We start from the raw sequence: 18,201 nt of genomic DNA on the forward strand, positions 1-18,201 counted from the left end.
TCAGGACTTGCCGAGGTTGGCGTCGATGATGCGGGCCACTTCTTCTTCGGCCCCGTCCTCCAGCTGGTCGAACACCCGGGTCTGCGCCAGCGGCGCGCTGCGCGGCGCCTCGGCCAGCGACGGGCCGTCCTGCTGGCGCGTGTCCACCTCCACGTTCATGGACAGGCCCACGCGCAGCGGGTGCTCGGCCACCTGGCTGGCGTCCAGCGCGACGCGCACCGGCACGCGCTGCACCACCTTGATCCAGTTGCCGGTGGCGTTTTGCGCCGGCAGCAGGGCAAAGGCCGCGCCCGTGCCCACGCCCATGCCGGCCACAGTGCCCGTGTACTGCACCTTCTTGCCGTACAGGTCGGCCGTCAGCGTCGCCGGCTGGCCCAGGCGCAGGTTGCGCAGCTGGTTTTCCTTGAAGTTGGCGTCTACCCACACCTCCTTGAGCGGCACGATGGCCATGAGCGGGCTGCCGGCAGCCACGCGCTGGCCCAGCTGCACGCTGCGCCGGGCCACGTAGCCGTCCACCGGCGCCAAGAGCTGCGTGCGCCGGCTGGCCAGCCAGGCTTCGCGCAGCTTGGCGGCGGCGGCCAGCACGCTGGGGTGCTGGCGCACGTCGACGCCCTGGGTCAGCGAGCGGTTGCTGGTCAGCTGCTCGCGCGCGGCAGCCACGCCTGCCTGCGCGGCGCCGGCAGCGGCCTGGGCGGCGGCCAGCTGGGTGCGCGCGGCCGTGAGCTGCGTCTGCGCGTGGTTCATCTCCTCGGTGGAGACGGCGCCCGCGCTGGCCAGCTGCTGGCGCCGGCGCGCGTCGTCCTGCGCACGGGCGACCTCGGCCTGGGCGCGCTCGATGTCGGCCTGGGCGCGCGTGGCGTCCGCCTGGCGCAGGCGGATCTGCGCGGCCAGCGTCTCGTTGTTGGCGTACAGCGTGCGCGCCTGGCGCACGGCCTGGGCCAGCGCGGCCTCGGCCTGTGACAGGGCCACGCGCGCGTCGGCCGGGTCCAGCTGCACCAGCGTGCTGCCGGCGCGCACGAAGTCGGTGTCGTCCGCGGCGATGGCCATCACCGTGCCGCCGGTCTGCGGGGTGATCTGCACGATGTTGCCTTGCACGTAGGCGTTGTCGGTGTGCTCGTAGTGGCTGGCCACCAGCCAGTCGTACAGCCCGAAGGCGACGGCGCCCACGACAACCACCGCGGCCAGCAGCACGAGGGCTCTCTTGCGGCGGGCCTTGGCCTGCAGGGGCGTGGGCGGAGTGGCGGCGTGCGGTGCATTCATGGTGCGAAGGGAAAAGTGGGCAGGAAAGGGAGCAAAGGCGACGGGGCCCGCGGTGCGGGCGGCTATCAAAATGAGAGCTGCCAGCGCTTATTGGATAAGGGTTTGAGGTCTATTTAGCCGGAATTTCTGGCCAGGCCGGGCGGCGGCATGGCCAGCGCCTGCAGGTTGGCTTCCAGCCGGCCCAGATAGCCGCGCAGGGCGTCCTGCTCGGCCGCATCGAAGCCTTGCAGCACCTGCTGCTGCACGCCGCCCAGCAGCGCGGGCAGCTGCCCGGCAACGGCGCGGCCGGCGCCGGTGAGCGCCACCTGCACGACGCGCCGGTCGTGCGGAGCGCGCTCGCGCTGCACCAGGCCCTTGGCCTCCAGGCGGTCCAGCAGGCGCGTCAGCCCGCCACTGTCGATATGGCATTCGCGCGCCAGGGTGGTGGCGCTGGCGTGTTCGTGCGCCAGCAGGCGCAACAGCGGCTTCCACTGCGCGTCGGTCAGGCCCAGCGGCTCCACGCGGCATTCGATGGCCGCGCCCAGCTGGTTGACGATGCGCCGCAGCTGCAGGCCGATGCTGCGCTCGGGCGCATAGGCGTGGCAGTCGGGCAGGTCAGCGGGGTGGACGGACATGGCGCGCCAGAATAATTGACGCGTCAAACATTGTCAAAGCAAACTTTGGGTTGCGCGGGGGGAGTTCTGCGTTGCGCGTGAAAGAGCCAGGCCGCGCAGGACGCAAAAAGCCCAAGCGCTCAACGCCCCGTGCGCGCCAGGTAGCGGTTGCGCCAGAAGTACACCGTCAGCCCCCCGGCGATCAGCAGCATGACCAGCAGCGCGCCCCAAAAGCCGTTGTCCTGGTCCACGAAAGGCAGTACCTCAAAGTTCATGCCGAAGATGCCGGCGATCAGGTTCAGCGGCAGGAACACGGCGGTGAGCACGGTCAGCACGCGCATGATTTCGTTGGTGCGGTTGTTCTGCACCGAAAAGTGCATCTGCACGGCCGCCTCGGTGCTCTGCTCCAGCCGGCGCACGTGGTGTGCGACGCGTGCGATGTGCTCCAGCACGTCGCGCGAGCGCACCTTCAGCAGCTCAAGCTCGCGCTGCGCCAGGCCGCTGTCGCAGGCCATGCGGCCGCCGTCCAGCGCGCCGCTCCAGGCCTGCAGGGCCGAGCGCTGGTCCTCGCAGATCTCCGTCAGGTGGTGCAGCGCCAGGCGCGCGACCATCAGCGAGCTCCAGTGGTTGAAGCGCCCGCGCGGGTTCAGGAGCGCGACCTGCCAGTGGTCGAGCTGGCGCGACAGGCCGCGGCGCAGCTCCAGGTAGTTGTCCACGATGTGGTTGATCAGGCGCAGCATCAGGTCGGCCGTGCTGCCGGGCAGGCCCACGCCCGCCACCGAGGGGCTGGTATTGAGGTGGCACACCAGGGTGTCGGCCGCTTCCTCGGCCTGGTCGGCGTTCAGCAGCTGAGCAACCGCTGGCGGCGGCGCCACCAGCCGCTCGGCGTAGGCATCGCGCACGGTGCAGTCGGCCGGGTGCACCGACAGCAGCAGCGCGTCGAACAGCGCCAGGCCCACGGGGCTGGTGTCGATGCGTCGCAGCACCGGCGGGCCGCCGCGCACGGTGCGCGGCAGGGGCTGCTCGGCCGTACCGTTCGTGGTCGCCAGCTGGCGCATGACCAGCAGGTCGTATTGCGAGGTGTAGTCGTAGTGCGAGGGCAGCTGGGTGCTGAGCAGGTCCGTGACGTGCAGGTCCACCAGCTGCAAGCCGGTGACGGCCTGGACCATGGCCTGAAAGCGCGCCAGGTCGGCTTCCAGCGCGGCGCGCGTGCATGCCACCCAGTAAAAGCCCACGGGCGGGGGCCGCAGGGGCAGGGCGTCCAGCTCGGCGGCGCTGGCGCCGGGCTGGACGTGGAAGACGCGAAACGGGGCAGGGGTCGTGGTTGCTTCAGTCAAAATGGGCTCCAGCGCTTGCCAGTCAAGCGCGGGCAGCTCTCATTTTCGGAGCAAGCGTGCCGCCTCCAGGGCAAAGTAGGTCAGCACACCGTCGGCGCCCGCGCGTTTGAAGGCCAACAGCGACTCCATCATGGTTTTGTCGTGGTCCAGCCAGCCGTTGGCAGAAGCCGCTTTCAGCATGGCGTATTCGCCCGACACCTGGTAGGCGAAAGTCGGCACCTTGAACTCGTCCTTGACGCGGCGCAGCACGTCCAGGTAGGGCATGCCGGGCTTGACCATGACCATGTCCGCGCCCTCGGCCAGGTCCAGCGCCACTTCGCGCAGCGCCTCGTCGGTGTTGGCCGGGTCCATCTGGTAGACGTTCTTGTTGCTCGCGCCCAGGTTGGCGCTTGACCCCACCGCGTCGCGAAACGGCCCGTAGAAGGCGCTGGCGTACTTGGCGCTGTAGGCCATGATGCGGGTGTGGATGTGGCCGTGCGCCTCCAGGGCGTCCCGAATCGCACCGATGCGCCCGTCCATCATGTCGCTGGGCGCGACCATGTCCACGCCGGCCTCGGCGTGTGCCAGCGCCTGGCCGACCAGCAGCTCCACGGTCTCGTCGTTGAGGATGTAGCCGCTGTCGTCGATCAGGCCGTCCTGGCCGTGGCTGGTGTAGGGGTCCAGCGCCACGTCGGTCATCACGCCCAGCGCGGGGAACTCCTCTTTCAACGCCCGGATCACGCGCGGGATCAGGCCCTCGGGGTTCAGCGACTCGCGGCCGTCCAGCGTCTTCAGCTCGCCGTCGATGGACGGAAACAGCGCCAGGTAGGGCACACCTAAGCGCACGCATTCCTCGGCCACCGGCAGCAGCAGGTCCAGGCTCAGGCGCTCCACGCCCGGCATGGAGGCCACCGGCGTGCGCCGCTGCTGGCCTTCATGCACGAACACCGGGTAGATGAAGTCGTGCGGCGACAGCACGTGCTCGCGCACCAGGTTGCGGGTGAAGGCATCGCGGCGCAGGCGGCGCGGGCGCTGGGCGGGAAAGAGGGTGGGGCTGGACAGATGCATGGCGGAAGATTGTGCGACAGCCGGCCCAGGCCCTGCAGTTGCAACGTGTTGCAACTGCAGGGCAGCGGTGCTAGATTGCGCCTCGGGCGGCCTGCCGCCCCCCGCTTCACCTCCCTGAGCGGGGCCTTGCGGCGCACCCCGCCCCAAGGCTTTCACGCCCGGCCCTGACCGGGCTTCTTTTTTTGGCACACTGCGCCGGATGCTCTGGGTCAAAGCCTTCCACATCGTCTTCATCGCCAGCTGGTTCGCCGGGCTGTTCTATCTGCCGCGCATCTTCGTGAACCTGGCCATGGTCGAGCCCGGCTCCACGCTGGAGCGCGAGCGCCTGCTGCTCATGGCGCGCAAGCTGCTGCGCTTCACCACCTTGCTGGCGGTGCCGGCCATCGGCCTGGGCCTGTGGCTGTGGCTGGGCTGGTGGCGCGGCGCGGGCGGCTGGCTGCATGCCAAGCTGGCGCTGGTGCTGCTCGTCGTGGGCTACCACCATGCCTGCGCGGTGCTGCTGCGCAAGCTGGCGGCGGGCACCAGCCGGCGCAGCCATGCGTGGTTCCGCTGGTTCAACGAGGTGCCGGTGCTGCTGCTGGTGGCCATCGTGGTGCTGGCGGTGGTCAAGCCCTTCTAGCAAACAAGCAGCCAAGGCAAAGGCTGGCGCGCGCCATGCACAAGACCTCGGCCTGGCCGCTGGCGCTGATCTATGGGGCGCTGATCGTCTTTGCCAGCCTGTTTCCCTTCGAGGGCTGGCGCGGGCAGGGCGTGTCGCCCTGGGTCTTTCTCACGGCGCGCATCCCGCCGCCGTACTGGACGTGGTTTGACGTCAACATCAACGTGGCCGGCTACGCGCCGCTGGGCTTTTTGCTGGCGCTGGCCTGCATGCGCTCGGGCTGGCCGCGCGTGGCGGTGCCGCTGGCGGCCCTCAGCGGCGCGCTGCTGTCGCTGTCCATGGAGTACCTGCAGATCTTCCTGCCGCGGCGCGTGCCCTCCAACATGGACCTGGCGCTCAATGCCGCGGGCGCCCTGGCCGGCGCGCTGGTCGCGGCGCTGCTGGAGCGCCTGGGCGCCATCGCGCGCTGGAGCCGCTTTCGCGAGCGCTGGTTCACGCCGCAGGCGCGCGGCGCGCTGGTGCTGCTGGCGCTGTGGCCCTGGGCGTTGCTGTTTCCTGCGGCGCTGCCCTTCGGCCTGGGCCAGATGTGGCAGCGGCTGCAGGACGCGCTGGCCGAGCTGCTGGAGGGCACCCCCTTCCTGGACTGGCTGCCGCTGCGCGAAGCGGCGCTGGAGCCGCTGTCGCGCGGCAGCGAGCTGCTGGCCGTTGCCCTGGGGCTGCTCATTCCCTGCCTGCTGGGCTACTGCGTGGTGCGCTCGCTGCCCCGGCGCGCCACCTTCACGCTGGCCACGGCGGCGGTCGGCGTGGGCGTCACGGCGCTGTCGGCGGGCCTGAGCTGGGGCCCGGCGCACGCCTGGGAATGGCTCACGCCCGGGGCGCGCGCCGGCGTCGTGCTGGGGCTGCTGCTGGCGCTGGCGCTGCTGGCCGTGCCGCGGCGGGCCTGCGCCGCGCTGCTGCTGGTCGTGCTGGTGCTGCACCTGGGCCTGCTCAACGACGCGCCGGCCGATGCCTATTTCACGCAGACGCTGCAGGCGTGGGAGCAGGGGCGCTTCATTCGCTTTTACGGCCTGGGCCAGTGGCTGGACTGGCTCTGGCCTTATGCAACGCTGGTGTATGTGCTGCTGCAGGTCTCGCGGCGCGAGGCGCGCTCCTAGAATGGCCGGCATGTCCAGCCCTGCCCAGCCCTACTTCCAGCGCCACATCTTCTTTTGCCTGAACGAGCGCGCCGCGCCCCAGGCCTGCTGCGCCGGCCACGGCGCGCAGGAAGCCTTCGCGCACTGCAAGAAGCGCGTCAAGGAGCTGGGCCTGGCCGGGCCGGGCAAGGTGCGCGTGAACAAGGCCGGCTGCCTGGACCGCTGCCAGGGCGCGCCCGTGGCGGTGGTCTATCCGGACGGCGTGTGGTACAGCTACGTGGACCACGAGGACATCGACGAGATCGTCGAGTCGCACCTGAAGAACGGCCAGGTGGTCGAGCGGCTGCTGCTGCCGGCGGACGTGGGCCGCTGACGCAGGCGGTATTTGCATGATTTTGGCCTCCGGCGCTTATGCATCAAGCGCCGGCAGCTATTGATTTGGTAGCATCATGAACGCCCAGACCGAACGCCTCACTTTCACCGGCTCCGAGGGGGCCATCGAGGTGCTGCGCGACGTGCCGGCGCCTGACGTGTCCCCGCGCGGCGTGGCCGTCATCGCCCACCCGCACCCCCTGTACGGCGGCACCATGGACAACAAGGTGGTGCAGACCCTGGCGCGCGCCTTCGTCGCCTGCGGCTATGCGGCCGTGCGCTTCAACTTCCGCGGCGTGGGCGGCACGGCCGGCGTGCACGACGAGGGCCGCGGCGAGCTGGCCGACATGCTGGCCGTGGTGCAGCAGGCCGCGCCCGAGGGGCCCATTGCGCTGGCCGGCTTTTCCTTCGGCGCCTTCGTGGCCAGTCACGCGCTGGCGCAGCTGTGGGACGGGCGGCGCGTCGAGCGCGCCGTGCTGGTGGGCACGGCGGCCAGCCGCTTTGCGGTGGCCGACGTGCCGCAGGATGCCCACCTGGCCACCCTGGTGATTCACGGCGAGCACGACCAGACCGTGCCGCTGGCGGCCGTGATGGACTGGGCGCGCCCACAGCAACTACCGGTTACGGTTGTGCCGGGGGGCGGCCATTTCTTTCACGGACAATTGCCGCTGCTCAAGCACCTGGCCATGCGCCATCTGCTGTCGGTCCTGCCGTGATGCGCGCCGCCCGCGGGCGGCTTTTTCGTTTCTCCCTGTCCTTTTTTCTTCCAGCCTTCTTTTGCCTGCGATGCCCTCTGCCCTGTCCCTGCTGCGAACCCTTGCCTGCGCCCTGATCCTCGCACCCGCTGCCCTGTGGGCGCAGGTGCCCCAGCCGCCGGAGGTCGCCGCGCGCAACTACCTGCTGGTGGACGTGACGGCCGGCCAGGTGCTGGCCTCCAAGGACATCGACGCGCCGGTGGAGCAGGCCTCGCTGACCAAGCTGATGACCGGCTACCTGGTCTTTGACGCGCTGCGCGCCAAGAAGATCACGCTGGAGCAAAAGCTGCCCGTTTCCGAACGCGCCTGGAAGATGCCCGGCTCGCGCATGTTCATCGACCCCAAGATGCAGGTGCCGGTGGACGACCTGCTCAAGGGCATGATCGTGCAGTCCGGCAACGACGCCACCATGGCGCTGGCCGAGGGCGTGGGCGGCACGGCCGAGAACTTCGTGCGCCTGATGAACGAGCAGGCCAAGGCCCTGGGAATGGCCGGCACGCACTACAAGAACCCGGAAGGCCTGACCGAGCCCGGCCACACCACCACGGCGCGCGACCTGGCCACGCTGTCCACGCGGCTGCTGCAGGACTTTCCCGAGTACCTGCACTACTACTCGATCAAGCAGTACCGCTACGAGGGCACGCCGGCGTCCAACAGCAACAACCGCAATACGCTCTTGTTCCGCGACCCGACGGTGGACGGCCTGAAGACCGGCCACACCCAGGCGGCCGGCTACTGCCTGGTGGCGACCTCCAAGCGCGAGTTCCCGCAGGTCGGCCAGCGCCGCCTGCTGTCCATCGTACTGGGCGCAGCCAGCGAGAACGCGCGCGCCAACGAAAGCCAGAAGCTGCTGAACTGGGGCTATACGGCGTTCGACGCCGTCAAGCTGTTCGATGCCGGCCAGCCCGCCGCCACGCCGGCCATCTGGAAGGGCACGCAAAGCACCCTCAAGATCGGCCGCCCGGACGCCATCGTGGTCACCGTGCCCTCGGGCAGTGCCGGCAAGCTGTCCACCACCGTGGTGCGCCAGGACCCGCTGATCGCCCCCTTCGCCAAGGGCCAGTCGGTGGGCACTTTGAAGGTCATGCTGGGCGAGCAGCAGGTGGCCGACGTGCCGCTGGTGGCGCTCGAAGAGGTGGGCCAGGCCGGCATCTTCGGCCGCGCCTGGGACGCCATCCGGCTCTGGATCAAATAAGGCGCAGCGCGCCAGCAAGGCGCAGCGCGCCAGCGCCTTGCCCCGCGGGCGAGAAGAAGCTACACTCGCGGGCTTTTCGGAAAATTCCGAAGGGATTCACGTTTTCGCTTTTCACGTTTAGGGACGAACCACAGTAATGCCAACCATCAATCAGCTCGTGCGCCACGGCCGCACGGTCGAAGTTGTGAAATCCAAGAGCCCGGCCATGGAGAACTGCCCCCAGCGCCGCGGCGTGTGCACCCGTGTGTACACCACGACTCCCAAGAAGCCGAACTCCGCTTTGCGCAAGGTTGCCAAGGTGCGTCTGACCAACGGCTTCGAAGTCATCTCCTACATCGGCGGTGAAGGCCACAACCTGCAAGAGCACAGCGTGGTGCTGGTGCGCGGCGGCCGTGTGAAGGACTTGCCCGGCGTGCGCTACCACATCGTGCGCGGCTCGCTGGACCTGCAAGGCGTCAAGGATCGCAAGCAGGCCCGCTCCAAGTACGGCGCCAAGAAGCCCAAGGCCAAGTAAGCCCTGCGCTTTTGCAAAAAAAATTTCGGTGTTGCCTCCCGCGTGGCGCGGTGATGCAGCGTAGTGACCCCGAACGCAGGTGCTTTCTGCGTGGGTCGAGTAAGTGAGAGTTCTTCCATAGCTCTCGCGGTGCCTGAGATGGCGCCAACTGAAGCAAAGATAGAGGTGAAAAATGCCACGTCGTCGCGAAGTCCCCAAACGTGAAATCCTGCCGGACCCGAAGTTCGGCAACGTCGAGCTGTCCAAATTCATGAACGTGATCATGGAAGGCGGCAAGAAGGCAGTTGCAGAGCGCATCATTTATGGCGCCCTGGAGCTGATCGAGAAGAAGCAGCCCGAGAAGGAACCGCTGGAAGTGTTCCTCACGGCCATCAACAACATCAAGCCGATGGTCGAAGTGAAGTCGCGCCGCGTGGGCGGCGCGAACTACCAGGTGCCCGTGGAAGTGCGCCCGGTGCGCCGCCTGGCCCTGTCCATGCGCTGGCTGAAGGAAGCCGCCCGCAAGCGCGGCGAAAAGTCCATGGCCCAGCGCCTGGCCAACGAGCTGATGGAGGCCAACGAAGGCCGCGGCGGCGCCATGAAGCGCCGTGACGAAGTGCACCGCATGGCCGAAGCCAACAAGGCATTCAGCCACTTCCGCTTCTAAGTTCCGCCCTCATCTATCGCACTGGCAGGAGCCCGATTCGCCCTTTCGGCGGACGGGCTCTCAGCCGTTAACGAAAGTATTCATCATGGCTCGCAAAACACCCCTAGAGCGCTATCGCAACATCGGCATCTCGGCCCACATCGATGCCGGCAAGACCACGACGTCCGAGCGCATCCTGTTCTACACGGGCGTAACCCACAAGCTGGGCGAAGTGCACGACGGCGCTGCCACCACCGACTGGATGGAGCAGGAGCAAGAGCGCGGCATCACCATCACCTCGTCGGCCGTGACCTGCTTCTGGAAGGGCATGGACCTGTCGCGCCCCGAACACCGCATCAACATCATCGACACCCCCGGCCACGTGGACTTCACCATTGAAGTCGAGCGCTCCATGCGCGTGCTGGACGGCGCCGTGATGGTGTACTGCGCCGTGGGCGGCGTGCAGCCGCAGTCCGAGACCGTCTGGCGCCAGGCCAACAAGCACAAGGTGCCGCGTCTGGCGTTCGTCAACAAGATGGACCGCACCGGCGCCAACTTCTTCAAGGTCGTCGAGCAGATGAAGCTGCGCCTGAACGCGCACCCGGTGCCGATCGTGGTCCCGATCGGTGCCGAGGACCACTTCCAGGGGGTGGTCGACCTCATCAAGATGAAGGCCATCATCTGGGACGAGGCCTCGCAGGGCATGAAGTTCGAGTACCAGGAGATCCCCGACAACCTCGTGGACACCTGCAACGAGTGGCGCGAGAAGATGGTCGAGTCGGCTGCCGAGGCTTCGGAAGAGCTGATGAACAAGTACCTGGAAGAGGGCGATCTGTCTGAGGCGGACGTCATCGCCGGCCTGCGCCAGCGCACCATCGCCACCGAGATCCAGCCCATGCTGTGCGGTTCGGCCTTCAAGAACAAGGGCGTGCAGCGCATGCTGGACGCCGTGCTCGACCTGCTGCCCGCGCCCACCGACATTCCTGACGTGGTCGGCACCGACCCCGATGACGAAGAAAAGAAGCTCACCCGCAAGGCGGACGACAGCGAGAAGTTCTCGGCGCTGGCGTTCAAGCTGATGACCGACCCGTTCGTGGGCCAGCTGACCTTCGTGCGCGTCTATTCGGGTGTGCTGTCCAAGGGCGACACCGTCTACAACGCCGTCAAGGGCAAGAAGGAGCGCATCGGCCGTATCGTGCAGATGCACGCCAACGAGCGCCAGGAAATCGACGAAATCCGCGCCGGCGACATCGCTGCCTGCGTGGGCCTGAAGGAAGTGACCACGGGCGACACGCTGTGCGACCTGGACGCGCACATCATGCTGGAGAAGATGGTCTTCCCCGAGCCGGTGATCGCCCAGGCCGTCGAGCCCAAGACCAAGGCCGACCAGGAAAAGATGGGCATCGCCCTGTCGCGCCTGGCCTCGGAAGACCCGTCCTTCCGCGTGCGCACCGACGAAGAGTCGGGCCAGACCATCATCGCCGGCATGGGCGAGCTGCACCTGGACATCATCGTTGACCGCATGAAGCGCGAGTTCAACGTTGAAGCCAACGTCGGCAAGCCCCAGGTGGCCTACCGCGAAACCATCCGCAACACCGTCAAGGACGTGGATGGCAAGTTCGTGCGCCAGTCCGGCGGCAAGGGCCAATACGGCCACGTGGTGTTCCGCCTGGAGCCCAACGAGCCCGGCAAGGGCTTCGAGTTCCTGGACGAGATCAAGGGCGGCGTGGTGCCACGCGAGTACATCCCGGCCGTTGAAAAGGGCGTGATCGAGGCGCTGACCTCCGGCGTGCTGGCCGGCTATCCGGTGGTGGACGTGAAGGTCGCGCTGACTTTCGGCTCCTACCACGACGTGGACTCGTCCGAGCAGGCGTTCAAGATGGCCGCCATCTTCGGCTTCAAGGAAGCCGCCAAGAAGGCCAACCCGGTCATCCTGGAGCCCATGATGGCCGTGGAAGTCGAGACGCCCGAGGACTACGCCGGCACGGTGATGGGCGATCTGTCCAGCCGCCGCGGCATGGTGCAGGGCATGGACGACATGGTCGGTGGCGGCAAGGCCATCAAGGCCGAGGTGCCGCTGTCGGAGATGTTCGGCTACGCCACGCAGCTGCGCTCGATGACCCAGGGCCGCGCCACGTATACGATGGAGTTCAAGCATTACTCCGAGGCTCCGCGCAACGTGTCCGAGGCCATCATGGCCGCTCGCGCCAAATAATAGTGCGAAAAAGGGCTCCAGCGCTTGCCTAGCAAGCGCTGGTAGCTCATGTTTTCATAGCATTCTGCTGTCTGCGATCCGGTGCCGCCCTGTGGTTCTGTGCGGGGCGAACCAGCAACCGGGTGCAGACATTAAACCGTCACACAGGCAATGCTCTTTTGGAGTTGAAAATGGCAAAAGGTAAGTTCGAACGTACCAAGCCCCACGTGAACGTGGGCACGATCGGTCACGTGGACCATGGCAAGACGACGCTGACGGCGGCGATCGCCACGGTGCTGTCCAAGAAGTTTGGCGGCGAAGCCAAGGACTACTCGCAGATCGACAACGCGCCTGAAGAAAAGGCCCGCGGCATCACCATCAACACCTCGCACGTCGAGTACGAGACGGCTGCGCGCCACTACGCCCACGTGGACTGTCCCGGCCACGCCGACTATGTGAAGAACATGATCACCGGCGCCGCCCAGATGGACGGTGCCATCTTGGTGTGCTCGGCCGCTGACGGCCCGATGCCCCAGACGCGCGAGCACATCCTGCTGGCCCGCCAGGTGGGCGTGCCCTACATCATCGTGTTCCTGAACAAGTGCGACATGGTGGACGACGAAGAACTCCTGGAGCTCGTCGAGATGGAAGTGCGCGAACTGCTGGACAAGTACGACTTCCCCGGCGACGACACCCCCATCATCCGCGGCTCGGCCAAGCTGGCCCTGGAGGGCGACCAGTCCGACAAGGGCGAGCCCGCCATCTTGAAGCTCGCTGAAGCCCTGGACAGCTACATCCCCACGCCCGAGCGTGCTGTGGACGGCGCCTTCCTGATGCCCGTGGAAGACGTGTTCTCGATCTCCGGGCGCGGCACCGTGGTCACGGGCCGTGTCGAGCGCGGCATCGTCAAGGTCGGCGAAGAAATCGAGATCGTCGGCATCAAGGACACCGTCAAGACCACCGTCACGGGCGTCGAGATGTTCCGCAAGCTCCTGGACCAGGGCCAGGCCGGCGACAACGTGGGCCTGCTGCTTCGCGGCACCAAGCGCGAAGACGTCGAGCGCGGCCAGGTGCTGTGCAAGCCCGGCTCCATCAAGCCGCACACGCACTTCACCGCCGAGGTGTACGTGCTGAGCAAGGACGAGGGCGGCCGTCACACGCCGTTCTTCAACAACTACCGTCCCCAGTTCTACTTCCGCACGACCGACGTCACGGGCTCCATCGAGCTGCCCGAGGACAAGGAAATGGTCATGCCCGGCGACAACGTGTCGATCACCGTCAAGCTGATCGCCCCCATCGCCATGGAAGAAGGCCTGCGCTTTGCCATCCGCGAAGGCGGCCGCACCGTCGGCGCCGGCGTCGTGGCCAAGATCATCGCGTAATCACGGCATCCCCGCACAAGGAACACCATGTCCAAGCAAAAGATCCGTATCCGCCTGAAGGCCTTCGATTACAAGCTGATCGATCAGTCCGCTGCCGAGATCGTTGACACCGCCAAGCGCACCGGCGCCATCGTCAAGGGCCCCGTGCCCCTGCCCACGCGCATGAAGCGTTTCGACATCCTGCGCTCGCCGCACGTCAACAAGACCAGCCGCGACCAGCTGGAGATCCGTACGCACCAGCGCCTGATGGACATCGTCGATCCCACCGACAAGACGGTGGACGCGCTGATGAAGCTGGACCTGCCGGCCGGCGTGGACGTCGAGATCAAGCTGCAGTAAAGCTGCCGCTTCGCATTGCCCGCACGCATCCCTGGATGCGCCGGGCGCCACTCCAACGCGGACTTGCTCGGCTGAGCAGTCCGCGTTATACTTTGCGGCTTCGCATTTTTGCGCCCTGCGTTTGCTCGCGGGGTTTGCCGGTGCGAAGTTTCATCAACCTTCTTTCGTGCGCACTGGCGCCACTCGTGGGCCACTCGCAACGCCTTGGCCAATTGAAGTCGGGGCGGCGAAAGTTTTGGAGAATAACCAATGAGTCTGAGCAACTCCCTCGGGTTGCTGGGCCGCAAGGTGGGCATGATGCGTCTGTTCACCGATGACGGGGATGCAGTGCCCGTCACGGTGGTGGATGTGTCGGGCAACCGCGTGACCCAGGTCAAAACCCAAGAGAACGATGGCTACGTGGCCCTGCAGGTCACGTTCGGTTCACGCAAGGCTTCGCGCGTGACCAAGCCTGAAGCCGGCCACCTCGCCAAGGCGGGTGTCGAAGCCGGTGAAATCATCCGTGAATTCCGCGTGACGGCCGAGACCGCCGGCAAGTATGCCGCCGGTACCAGCCTGCCCGTCGCCGATGTGTTTGCCGTGGGCCAGAAGGTCGACGTGCAGGGCACCTCGATCGGCAAGGGCTTCGCCGGCACGATCAAGCGTCACAACTTCAGCTCGCAGCGCGCGTCGCACGGCAACAGCCGTTCGCACAACGTGCCCGGCTCCATCGGCATGGCCCAGGATCCCGGCCGCGTGTTCCCCGGCAAGAAGATGACGGGTCACATGGGCGACGAGACCGTGACCACCCAGAACCTCGATGTCATCCGCATCGACGAAGCCCGTCAGCTGCTGCTGATCAAGGGTGCCGTTCCCGGCTCCAAGGGCGGTTTCGTCACCGTGCGTCCGGCCATCAAGGCAGCTGTCTCCAAGGAGGCGAACTAAATGCAGCTCGAACTCCTGAATGAACAAGGCCAGGCTGCGTCCAAGGTGGACGTGCCCGAGACCGTGTTCGACCGCCAGTACAACGAAGCGCTGGTCCACCAGATCGTCGTCGCCTACCAGGCCAATGCCCGCCAGGGCACCCGTGCCCAGAAGGACCGCGAACAGGTGCGCCACTCGACCAAGAAGCCCTTCAAGCAAAAGGGCACCGGCAACGCACGTGCCGGTATGACCTCCTCGCCGCTGTGGCGCGGGGGCGGTCGCATCTTCCCCAACCTGCCTGACGAAAACTTCACGCAGAAGATCAACAAGAAGATGTACCGCGCCGGCATGGCGTCCATCCTGTCGCAGCTGGCCCGCGAAGGCCGCCTGGCCGTGGTGGATTCGCTGAAGGTGGACAGCCCCAAGACCAAGGTCCTGGCCGACAAGTTCAAGGCCATGAACCTGCAATCGGTGATGGTGATCGCCGATGAGGTCGATGAAAACCTGTACCTCGCTTCGCGCAATCTGAAGAACGTGTTCGTCGTCGAGCCGCGCTATGCAGATCCCGTGTCGCTGGTGCACTTCAAGAAAGTGCTCGTCACCAAGGGCGCGATCGACAAACTCAAGGAGATGTTCGCATGAGCACACCCCAGTTTGACGAAGGTCGTCTGATGCAGGTGCTGATCGCTCCCATCGTGTCCGAAAAGGCCACCATGGTTGCCGAGAAGGCCAATGCCGTGACGTTCAAGGTGCTGCAAAACGCCACCAAGCCCGAGATCAAGGCCGCCGTGGAGCTGCTGTTCAAGGTCGAGGTCAAGGGCGTTTCCGTGCTCAACACCAAGGGCAAGACCCGCCGCTTCGGCAAGACCATGGGCCGCCGCGACAACGTGCGCAAGGCCTATGTGCTGCTCAAGGAAGGCCAAGAGCTGAACCTGTCCGGGGAGGCCGCGTAAACCATGGCTGTCATCAAACTCAAACCGACTTCTCCCGGCCAGCGCGGCGCAGTGAAGATTTCGCGCGACCACCTGTACAAGGGTGCCGCACACGCGCCTTTGCTGGAGCCCCAGTTCCAGAAGGCCGGCCGCAACAACAACGGCCACATCACCATCCGCCACAAGGGCGGTGGTCACAAGCACCACTACCGCGTGGTGGACTTCCGTCGCAACAAGGACGCCATCCCCGCCAAGGTGGAGCGCATCGAGTACGACCCCAACCGCACGGCCCACATCGCCCTGGTGTGCTATGCCGACGGCGAGCGTCGCTACATCATCGCCCCGCGCAACCTGGAAGTGGGCGCGACCATCGTCAGCGGCTCCGAGGCGCCAATCCGCGTGGGCAACACCCTGCCGATCCGCAACATCCCGGTGGGCTCGACCATCCACTGCATCGAGCTGAAGGCCGGTGCTGGTGCGCAGATCGCCCGTTCGGCAGGCACTTTCGCCACGCTGCTGGCCCGCGAAGGCGTGTACGCCCAGGTGCGCATGCGCTCCGGCGAAGTGCGCCGCGTGCACATCGAGTGCCGCGCCACGATTGGCGAAGTGGCCAATGGTGAGCACAGCCTGCGTCAGCTGGGCAAGGCCGGTGTCAAGCGCTGGATGGGCATCCGCCCGACGGTGCGCGGCGTGGCCATGAACCCGATCGACCACCCGCACGGTGGTGGTGAGGGCCGTACCGGCGAAGGCCGTCACGCAGTTGACCCCTGGGGCAACCTGACGAAGGGCTACCGCACCCGTAACAACAAGCGCACGCAGACCATGATCGTGTCGCGTCGCAAGAAGTAAGAGGTAGCAATGACTCGTTCTCTCAAAAAGGGTCCGTTTGTTGACCACCACTTGCTGGCCAAGGCCGAGAAGGCCGTCGCCACCAAGGACAAGAAGCCTGTCAAGACCTGGTCGCGTCGCTCCATGGTTCTGCCCGACTTCATCGGCCTGACCATTGCCGTGCACAACGGCAAGCAGCATGTGCCGGTCTATGTCACCGACCAGATGGTGGGTCACAAGCTGGGCGAATTTGCCCTGACGCGGACCTTCAAGGGTCACCCTGCGGACAAGAAAGTCCAGAAGAAATAAGGAGTAGACCATGTCTGAAACACGTGCAGTCCTCCGGGGCGTGCGCCTGTCGGTGGACAAGGGCCGCCTCGTGGCTGACCTGATCCGCGGCAAAAAGGTGGACCAGGCCCTGGACATCCTGGCTTTCACGCAAAAGAAGGCCGCCGGTATCGTCAAGAAGGTGCTGGAGTCCGCGATTGCCAACGCCGAGCACAACGACGGCGCCGACATCGACGAGCTGAAGGTCAAGACCATCTACGTCGAGCAAGGCACCACGCTCAAGCGCTTCACCGCGCGCGCCAAGGGCCGCGGCAACCGCATCAGCAAGCCGACCTGCCACATCTACGTGACCGTGGGCAACTGAGGCCAAAGGAAGAATATGGGACAGAAAATCCATCCTACCGGCTTCCGTCTGGCGGTCAGCCGCAACTGGGCCAGCCGCTGGTACGCGAGCAACCGTGACTTCGCCGGCATGCTGGCCGAAGACATCAAGGTGCGCGAGTTCCTGAAGGCCCGCCTGAAGAATGCCGCCGTCTCGCGCGTCATGATCGAGCGCCCCGCCAAGAACGCCCGCATCACCATCTACTCGGCCCGTCCGGGCGTGGTGATCGGCAAGAAGGGCGAGGACATCGAGAACCTGAAGAAGGAACTCGCCACCCGCCTGGGCGTGCCGGTCGCAGTGAACATCGAAGAAGTGCGCAAGCCGGAAATCGATGCCAAGCTGATCGCCGACTCGATCACCCAGCAGCTGGAAAAGCGCATCATGTTCCGCCGCGCCATGAAGCGCGCCATGCAGAACGCGATGCGCCTGGGCGCCCAGGGCATCAAGATCATGTCCTCGGGTCGTCTGAACGGCATCGAAATCGCCCGCACCGAGTGGTACCGCGAAGGCCGCGTGCCGCTGCACACGCTGCGCGCCGATATCGACTACGGCACCTCCGAAGCCAAGACCACCTATGGTGTGATCGGCGTGAAGGTGTGGGTCTACAAGGGTGACACGCTCGGCCGCGGCGACCTGCCGGCTGTCGAGACGCCCCGTCCGGACGACGAGCGCCGCCCGCGTGGTCCGCGCCGCGATGGCCGCCGTGACGACCGCCGTGATGGCGATCGCCGTGGTGGCGGTGGCCGCCGCCCGATGGGCACCAACGCCGCACCTGCCGATGGCAGCGACAAGCCGCAGGGCGCAGGTGCAGATTCCGTTAAGCGCGTAGCCAAGGCCGCGCCCGCTGCTGCAGCAGCGGACGGTAAAGGAGAATAAACATGCTGCAACCCGCACGCCGCAAGTTCCGCAAGGAACAAAAAGGCCGCAACACCGGCATTGCCACGCGTGGCAACTCGGTGGCCTTCGGTGATTTCGGCCTGAAGTGCACGGACCGCGGCCGCCTGACGGCCCGCCAGATCGAAGCCGCACGCCGTGCGATTTCCCGCCACGTCAAGCGTGGTGGCCGCATCTGGATCCGCGTGTTCCCGGACAAGCCGATCTCTACCAAGCCCGCAGAAGTGCGTATGGGCAACGGCAAGGGCAACCCCGAGTACTACGTGGCCGAAATCCAGCCTGGCAAGGTGGTGTTCGAGATCGTGGGAGTGCCCGAGGAGCTGGCACGCGAGGCGTTCCGCCTGGCTGCTGCCAAGCTGCCGCTGCGCACCACGTTCGTGGCCCGTCAGATTGGCGCTTGAGAAACACAAGAGGATCAATATGACGAATGCTGCTGAACTGCGCCAAAAGGACGAGGCCGGTCTGAAGGACGAAATCAAGTCGCTGCAGAAGGCCCATTTCGGCCTGCGCATGCAAAAGGCCACGCAACAGCTGGGCAACACGACCCTGCTGAAGTCCACGCGCCGCGACATCGCGCGCGCCAAGACCATCCTTGCCCAAAAGCAAGCCGCCACCGTGAAGGCCTAAGGA

The 18,201-nt window shown here is 66.3% G+C and carries 23 protein-coding genes; 19 read left to right on the forward strand and 4 right to left on the reverse strand.

The annotated features are described in order from the left end of the window. From C7H73_RS02605 to hemB, 4 genes are all read right to left on the reverse strand, one after another. Entirely contained in the window at window positions 1-1,260 is a 1,260-nt protein-coding gene (locus C7H73_RS02605; protein WP_106845237.1) for an efflux RND transporter periplasmic adaptor subunit, read from the reverse strand. Window positions 1,261-1,373: 113 nt separating this feature from the next. After that, window positions 1,374-1,874, reverse strand: a complete 501-nt coding sequence (locus C7H73_RS02610; RefSeq protein ID WP_106845238.1) for a MarR family winged helix-turn-helix transcriptional regulator — start codon at window positions 1,872-1,874, stop codon at window positions 1,374-1,376. A 119-nt stretch (window positions 1,875-1,993) separates the two neighbouring features. After that, complete coding sequence (locus C7H73_RS02615; RefSeq protein ID WP_106845239.1) at window positions 1,994-3,190, reverse strand: magnesium transporter CorA family protein; 1,197 nt, start codon at window positions 3,188-3,190, stop codon at window positions 1,994-1,996. A gap of 39 nt (window positions 3,191-3,229) precedes the next feature. Next, complete coding sequence (hemB, locus tag C7H73_RS02620) at window positions 3,230-4,237, reverse strand: porphobilinogen synthase (protein ID WP_106845240.1); 1,008 nt, start codon at window positions 4,235-4,237, stop codon at window positions 3,230-3,232. A 199-nt stretch (window positions 4,238-4,436) separates the two neighbouring features. Here hemB and C7H73_RS02625 point away from each other — a divergent pair, with 199 nt between their 5' ends. The 19 genes from C7H73_RS02625 to rpmC all read left to right on the forward strand — a co-directional run bounded on the left by C7H73_RS02625 (window position 4,437) and on the right by rpmC (window position 18,198). Further along, on the forward strand, window positions 4,437-4,856 hold the full coding sequence (locus C7H73_RS02625; protein ID WP_106845241.1) for a CopD family protein: 420 nt from the start codon (window positions 4,437-4,439) through the stop codon (window positions 4,854-4,856). Window positions 4,857-4,891: 35 nt separating this feature from the next. Further along, window positions 4,892-5,989, forward strand: a complete 1,098-nt coding sequence (locus tag C7H73_RS02630; RefSeq protein WP_106845242.1) for a VanZ family protein — start codon at window positions 4,892-4,894, stop codon at window positions 5,987-5,989. A gap of 10 nt (window positions 5,990-5,999) precedes the next feature. Then, window positions 6,000-6,341, forward strand: coding sequence for a (2Fe-2S) ferredoxin domain-containing protein (locus C7H73_RS02635; RefSeq protein ID WP_405124775.1), 342 nt, complete (start codon window positions 6,000-6,002; stop codon window positions 6,339-6,341). A 76-nt stretch (window positions 6,342-6,417) separates the two neighbouring features. Next, the gene (locus C7H73_RS02640; RefSeq protein ID WP_106845244.1) at window positions 6,418-7,056 is read left to right on the forward strand and encodes an alpha/beta hydrolase; all 639 of its coding nucleotides are present in this window, start codon (window positions 6,418-6,420) and stop codon (window positions 7,054-7,056) included. Window positions 7,057-7,126: 70 nt separating this feature from the next. Beyond that, complete coding sequence (locus C7H73_RS02645; protein WP_106845245.1) at window positions 7,127-8,290, forward strand: D-alanyl-D-alanine carboxypeptidase family protein; 1,164 nt, start codon at window positions 7,127-7,129, stop codon at window positions 8,288-8,290. Between the two features lie 136 nt (window positions 8,291-8,426). Next, the gene (gene rpsL / locus C7H73_RS02650; RefSeq protein ID WP_106845246.1) at window positions 8,427-8,804 is read left to right on the forward strand and encodes a 30S ribosomal protein S12; all 378 of its coding nucleotides are present in this window, start codon (window positions 8,427-8,429) and stop codon (window positions 8,802-8,804) included. 172 nt (window positions 8,805-8,976) lie between these two features. Next, the gene (gene rpsG, locus C7H73_RS02655) at window positions 8,977-9,450 is read left to right on the forward strand and encodes a 30S ribosomal protein S7 (RefSeq protein ID WP_106845247.1); all 474 of its coding nucleotides are present in this window, start codon (window positions 8,977-8,979) and stop codon (window positions 9,448-9,450) included. 85 nt (window positions 9,451-9,535) lie between these two features. Further along, entirely contained in the window at window positions 9,536-11,644 is a 2,109-nt protein-coding gene (gene fusA, locus C7H73_RS02660; protein WP_106845248.1) for an elongation factor G, read from the forward strand. A 170-nt stretch (window positions 11,645-11,814) separates the two neighbouring features. After that, a complete protein-coding gene (gene tuf, locus C7H73_RS02665; RefSeq protein WP_106845249.1) occupies window positions 11,815-13,005 on the forward strand; it encodes an elongation factor Tu in 1,191 nt (396 codons plus the stop codon). Window positions 13,006-13,032: 27 nt separating this feature from the next. Then, complete coding sequence (gene rpsJ, locus C7H73_RS02670) at window positions 13,033-13,344, forward strand: 30S ribosomal protein S10 (protein ID WP_005796953.1); 312 nt, start codon at window positions 13,033-13,035, stop codon at window positions 13,342-13,344. A 249-nt stretch (window positions 13,345-13,593) separates the two neighbouring features. Then, window positions 13,594-14,268, forward strand: coding sequence for a 50S ribosomal protein L3 (rplC, locus tag C7H73_RS02675; RefSeq protein ID WP_106845250.1), 675 nt, complete (start codon window positions 13,594-13,596; stop codon window positions 14,266-14,268). Further along, complete coding sequence (rplD, locus tag C7H73_RS02680) at window positions 14,269-14,889, forward strand: 50S ribosomal protein L4 (RefSeq protein ID WP_106845251.1); 621 nt, start codon at window positions 14,269-14,271, stop codon at window positions 14,887-14,889. Beyond that, entirely contained in the window at window positions 14,886-15,200 is a 315-nt protein-coding gene (gene rplW / locus C7H73_RS02685; RefSeq protein WP_106845252.1) for a 50S ribosomal protein L23, read from the forward strand. Before rplD ends, rplW begins: the two co-directional genes overlap by 4 nt. Window positions 15,201-15,203: 3 nt before the next feature. After that, the gene (gene rplB, locus C7H73_RS02690) at window positions 15,204-16,028 is read left to right on the forward strand and encodes a 50S ribosomal protein L2 (protein ID WP_106845253.1); all 825 of its coding nucleotides are present in this window, start codon (window positions 15,204-15,206) and stop codon (window positions 16,026-16,028) included. Between the two features lie 9 nt (window positions 16,029-16,037). Next, window positions 16,038-16,316, forward strand: a complete 279-nt coding sequence (gene rpsS, locus C7H73_RS02695) for a 30S ribosomal protein S19 (protein WP_106845254.1) — start codon at window positions 16,038-16,040, stop codon at window positions 16,314-16,316. A gap of 10 nt (window positions 16,317-16,326) precedes the next feature. Continuing rightward, window positions 16,327-16,659, forward strand: a complete 333-nt coding sequence (rplV, locus tag C7H73_RS02700) for a 50S ribosomal protein L22 (protein WP_106845255.1) — start codon at window positions 16,327-16,329, stop codon at window positions 16,657-16,659. A 15-nt stretch (window positions 16,660-16,674) separates the two neighbouring features. Continuing rightward, window positions 16,675-17,553, forward strand: a complete 879-nt coding sequence (gene rpsC / locus C7H73_RS02705) for a 30S ribosomal protein S3 (protein ID WP_106845256.1) — start codon at window positions 16,675-16,677, stop codon at window positions 17,551-17,553. A gap of 2 nt (window positions 17,554-17,555) precedes the next feature. Continuing rightward, entirely contained in the window at window positions 17,556-17,972 is a 417-nt protein-coding gene (rplP, locus tag C7H73_RS02710; RefSeq protein WP_013517326.1) for a 50S ribosomal protein L16, read from the forward strand. A 19-nt stretch (window positions 17,973-17,991) separates the two neighbouring features. Beyond that, window positions 17,992-18,198 carry a 50S ribosomal protein L29 gene (gene rpmC, locus C7H73_RS02715; RefSeq protein WP_106845257.1) on the forward strand — a complete coding sequence of 69 codons (207 nt, stop codon included), beginning with the start codon at window positions 17,992-17,994 and terminating at the stop codon, window positions 18,196-18,198. Window positions 18,199-18,201: the final 3 nt, after the last annotated feature.

This window comes from Pulveribacter suum (genome assembly GCF_003013695.1).
GTDB classification, from domain to species: domain Bacteria; phylum Pseudomonadota; class Gammaproteobacteria; order Burkholderiales; family Burkholderiaceae_C; genus Melaminivora; species Melaminivora suum.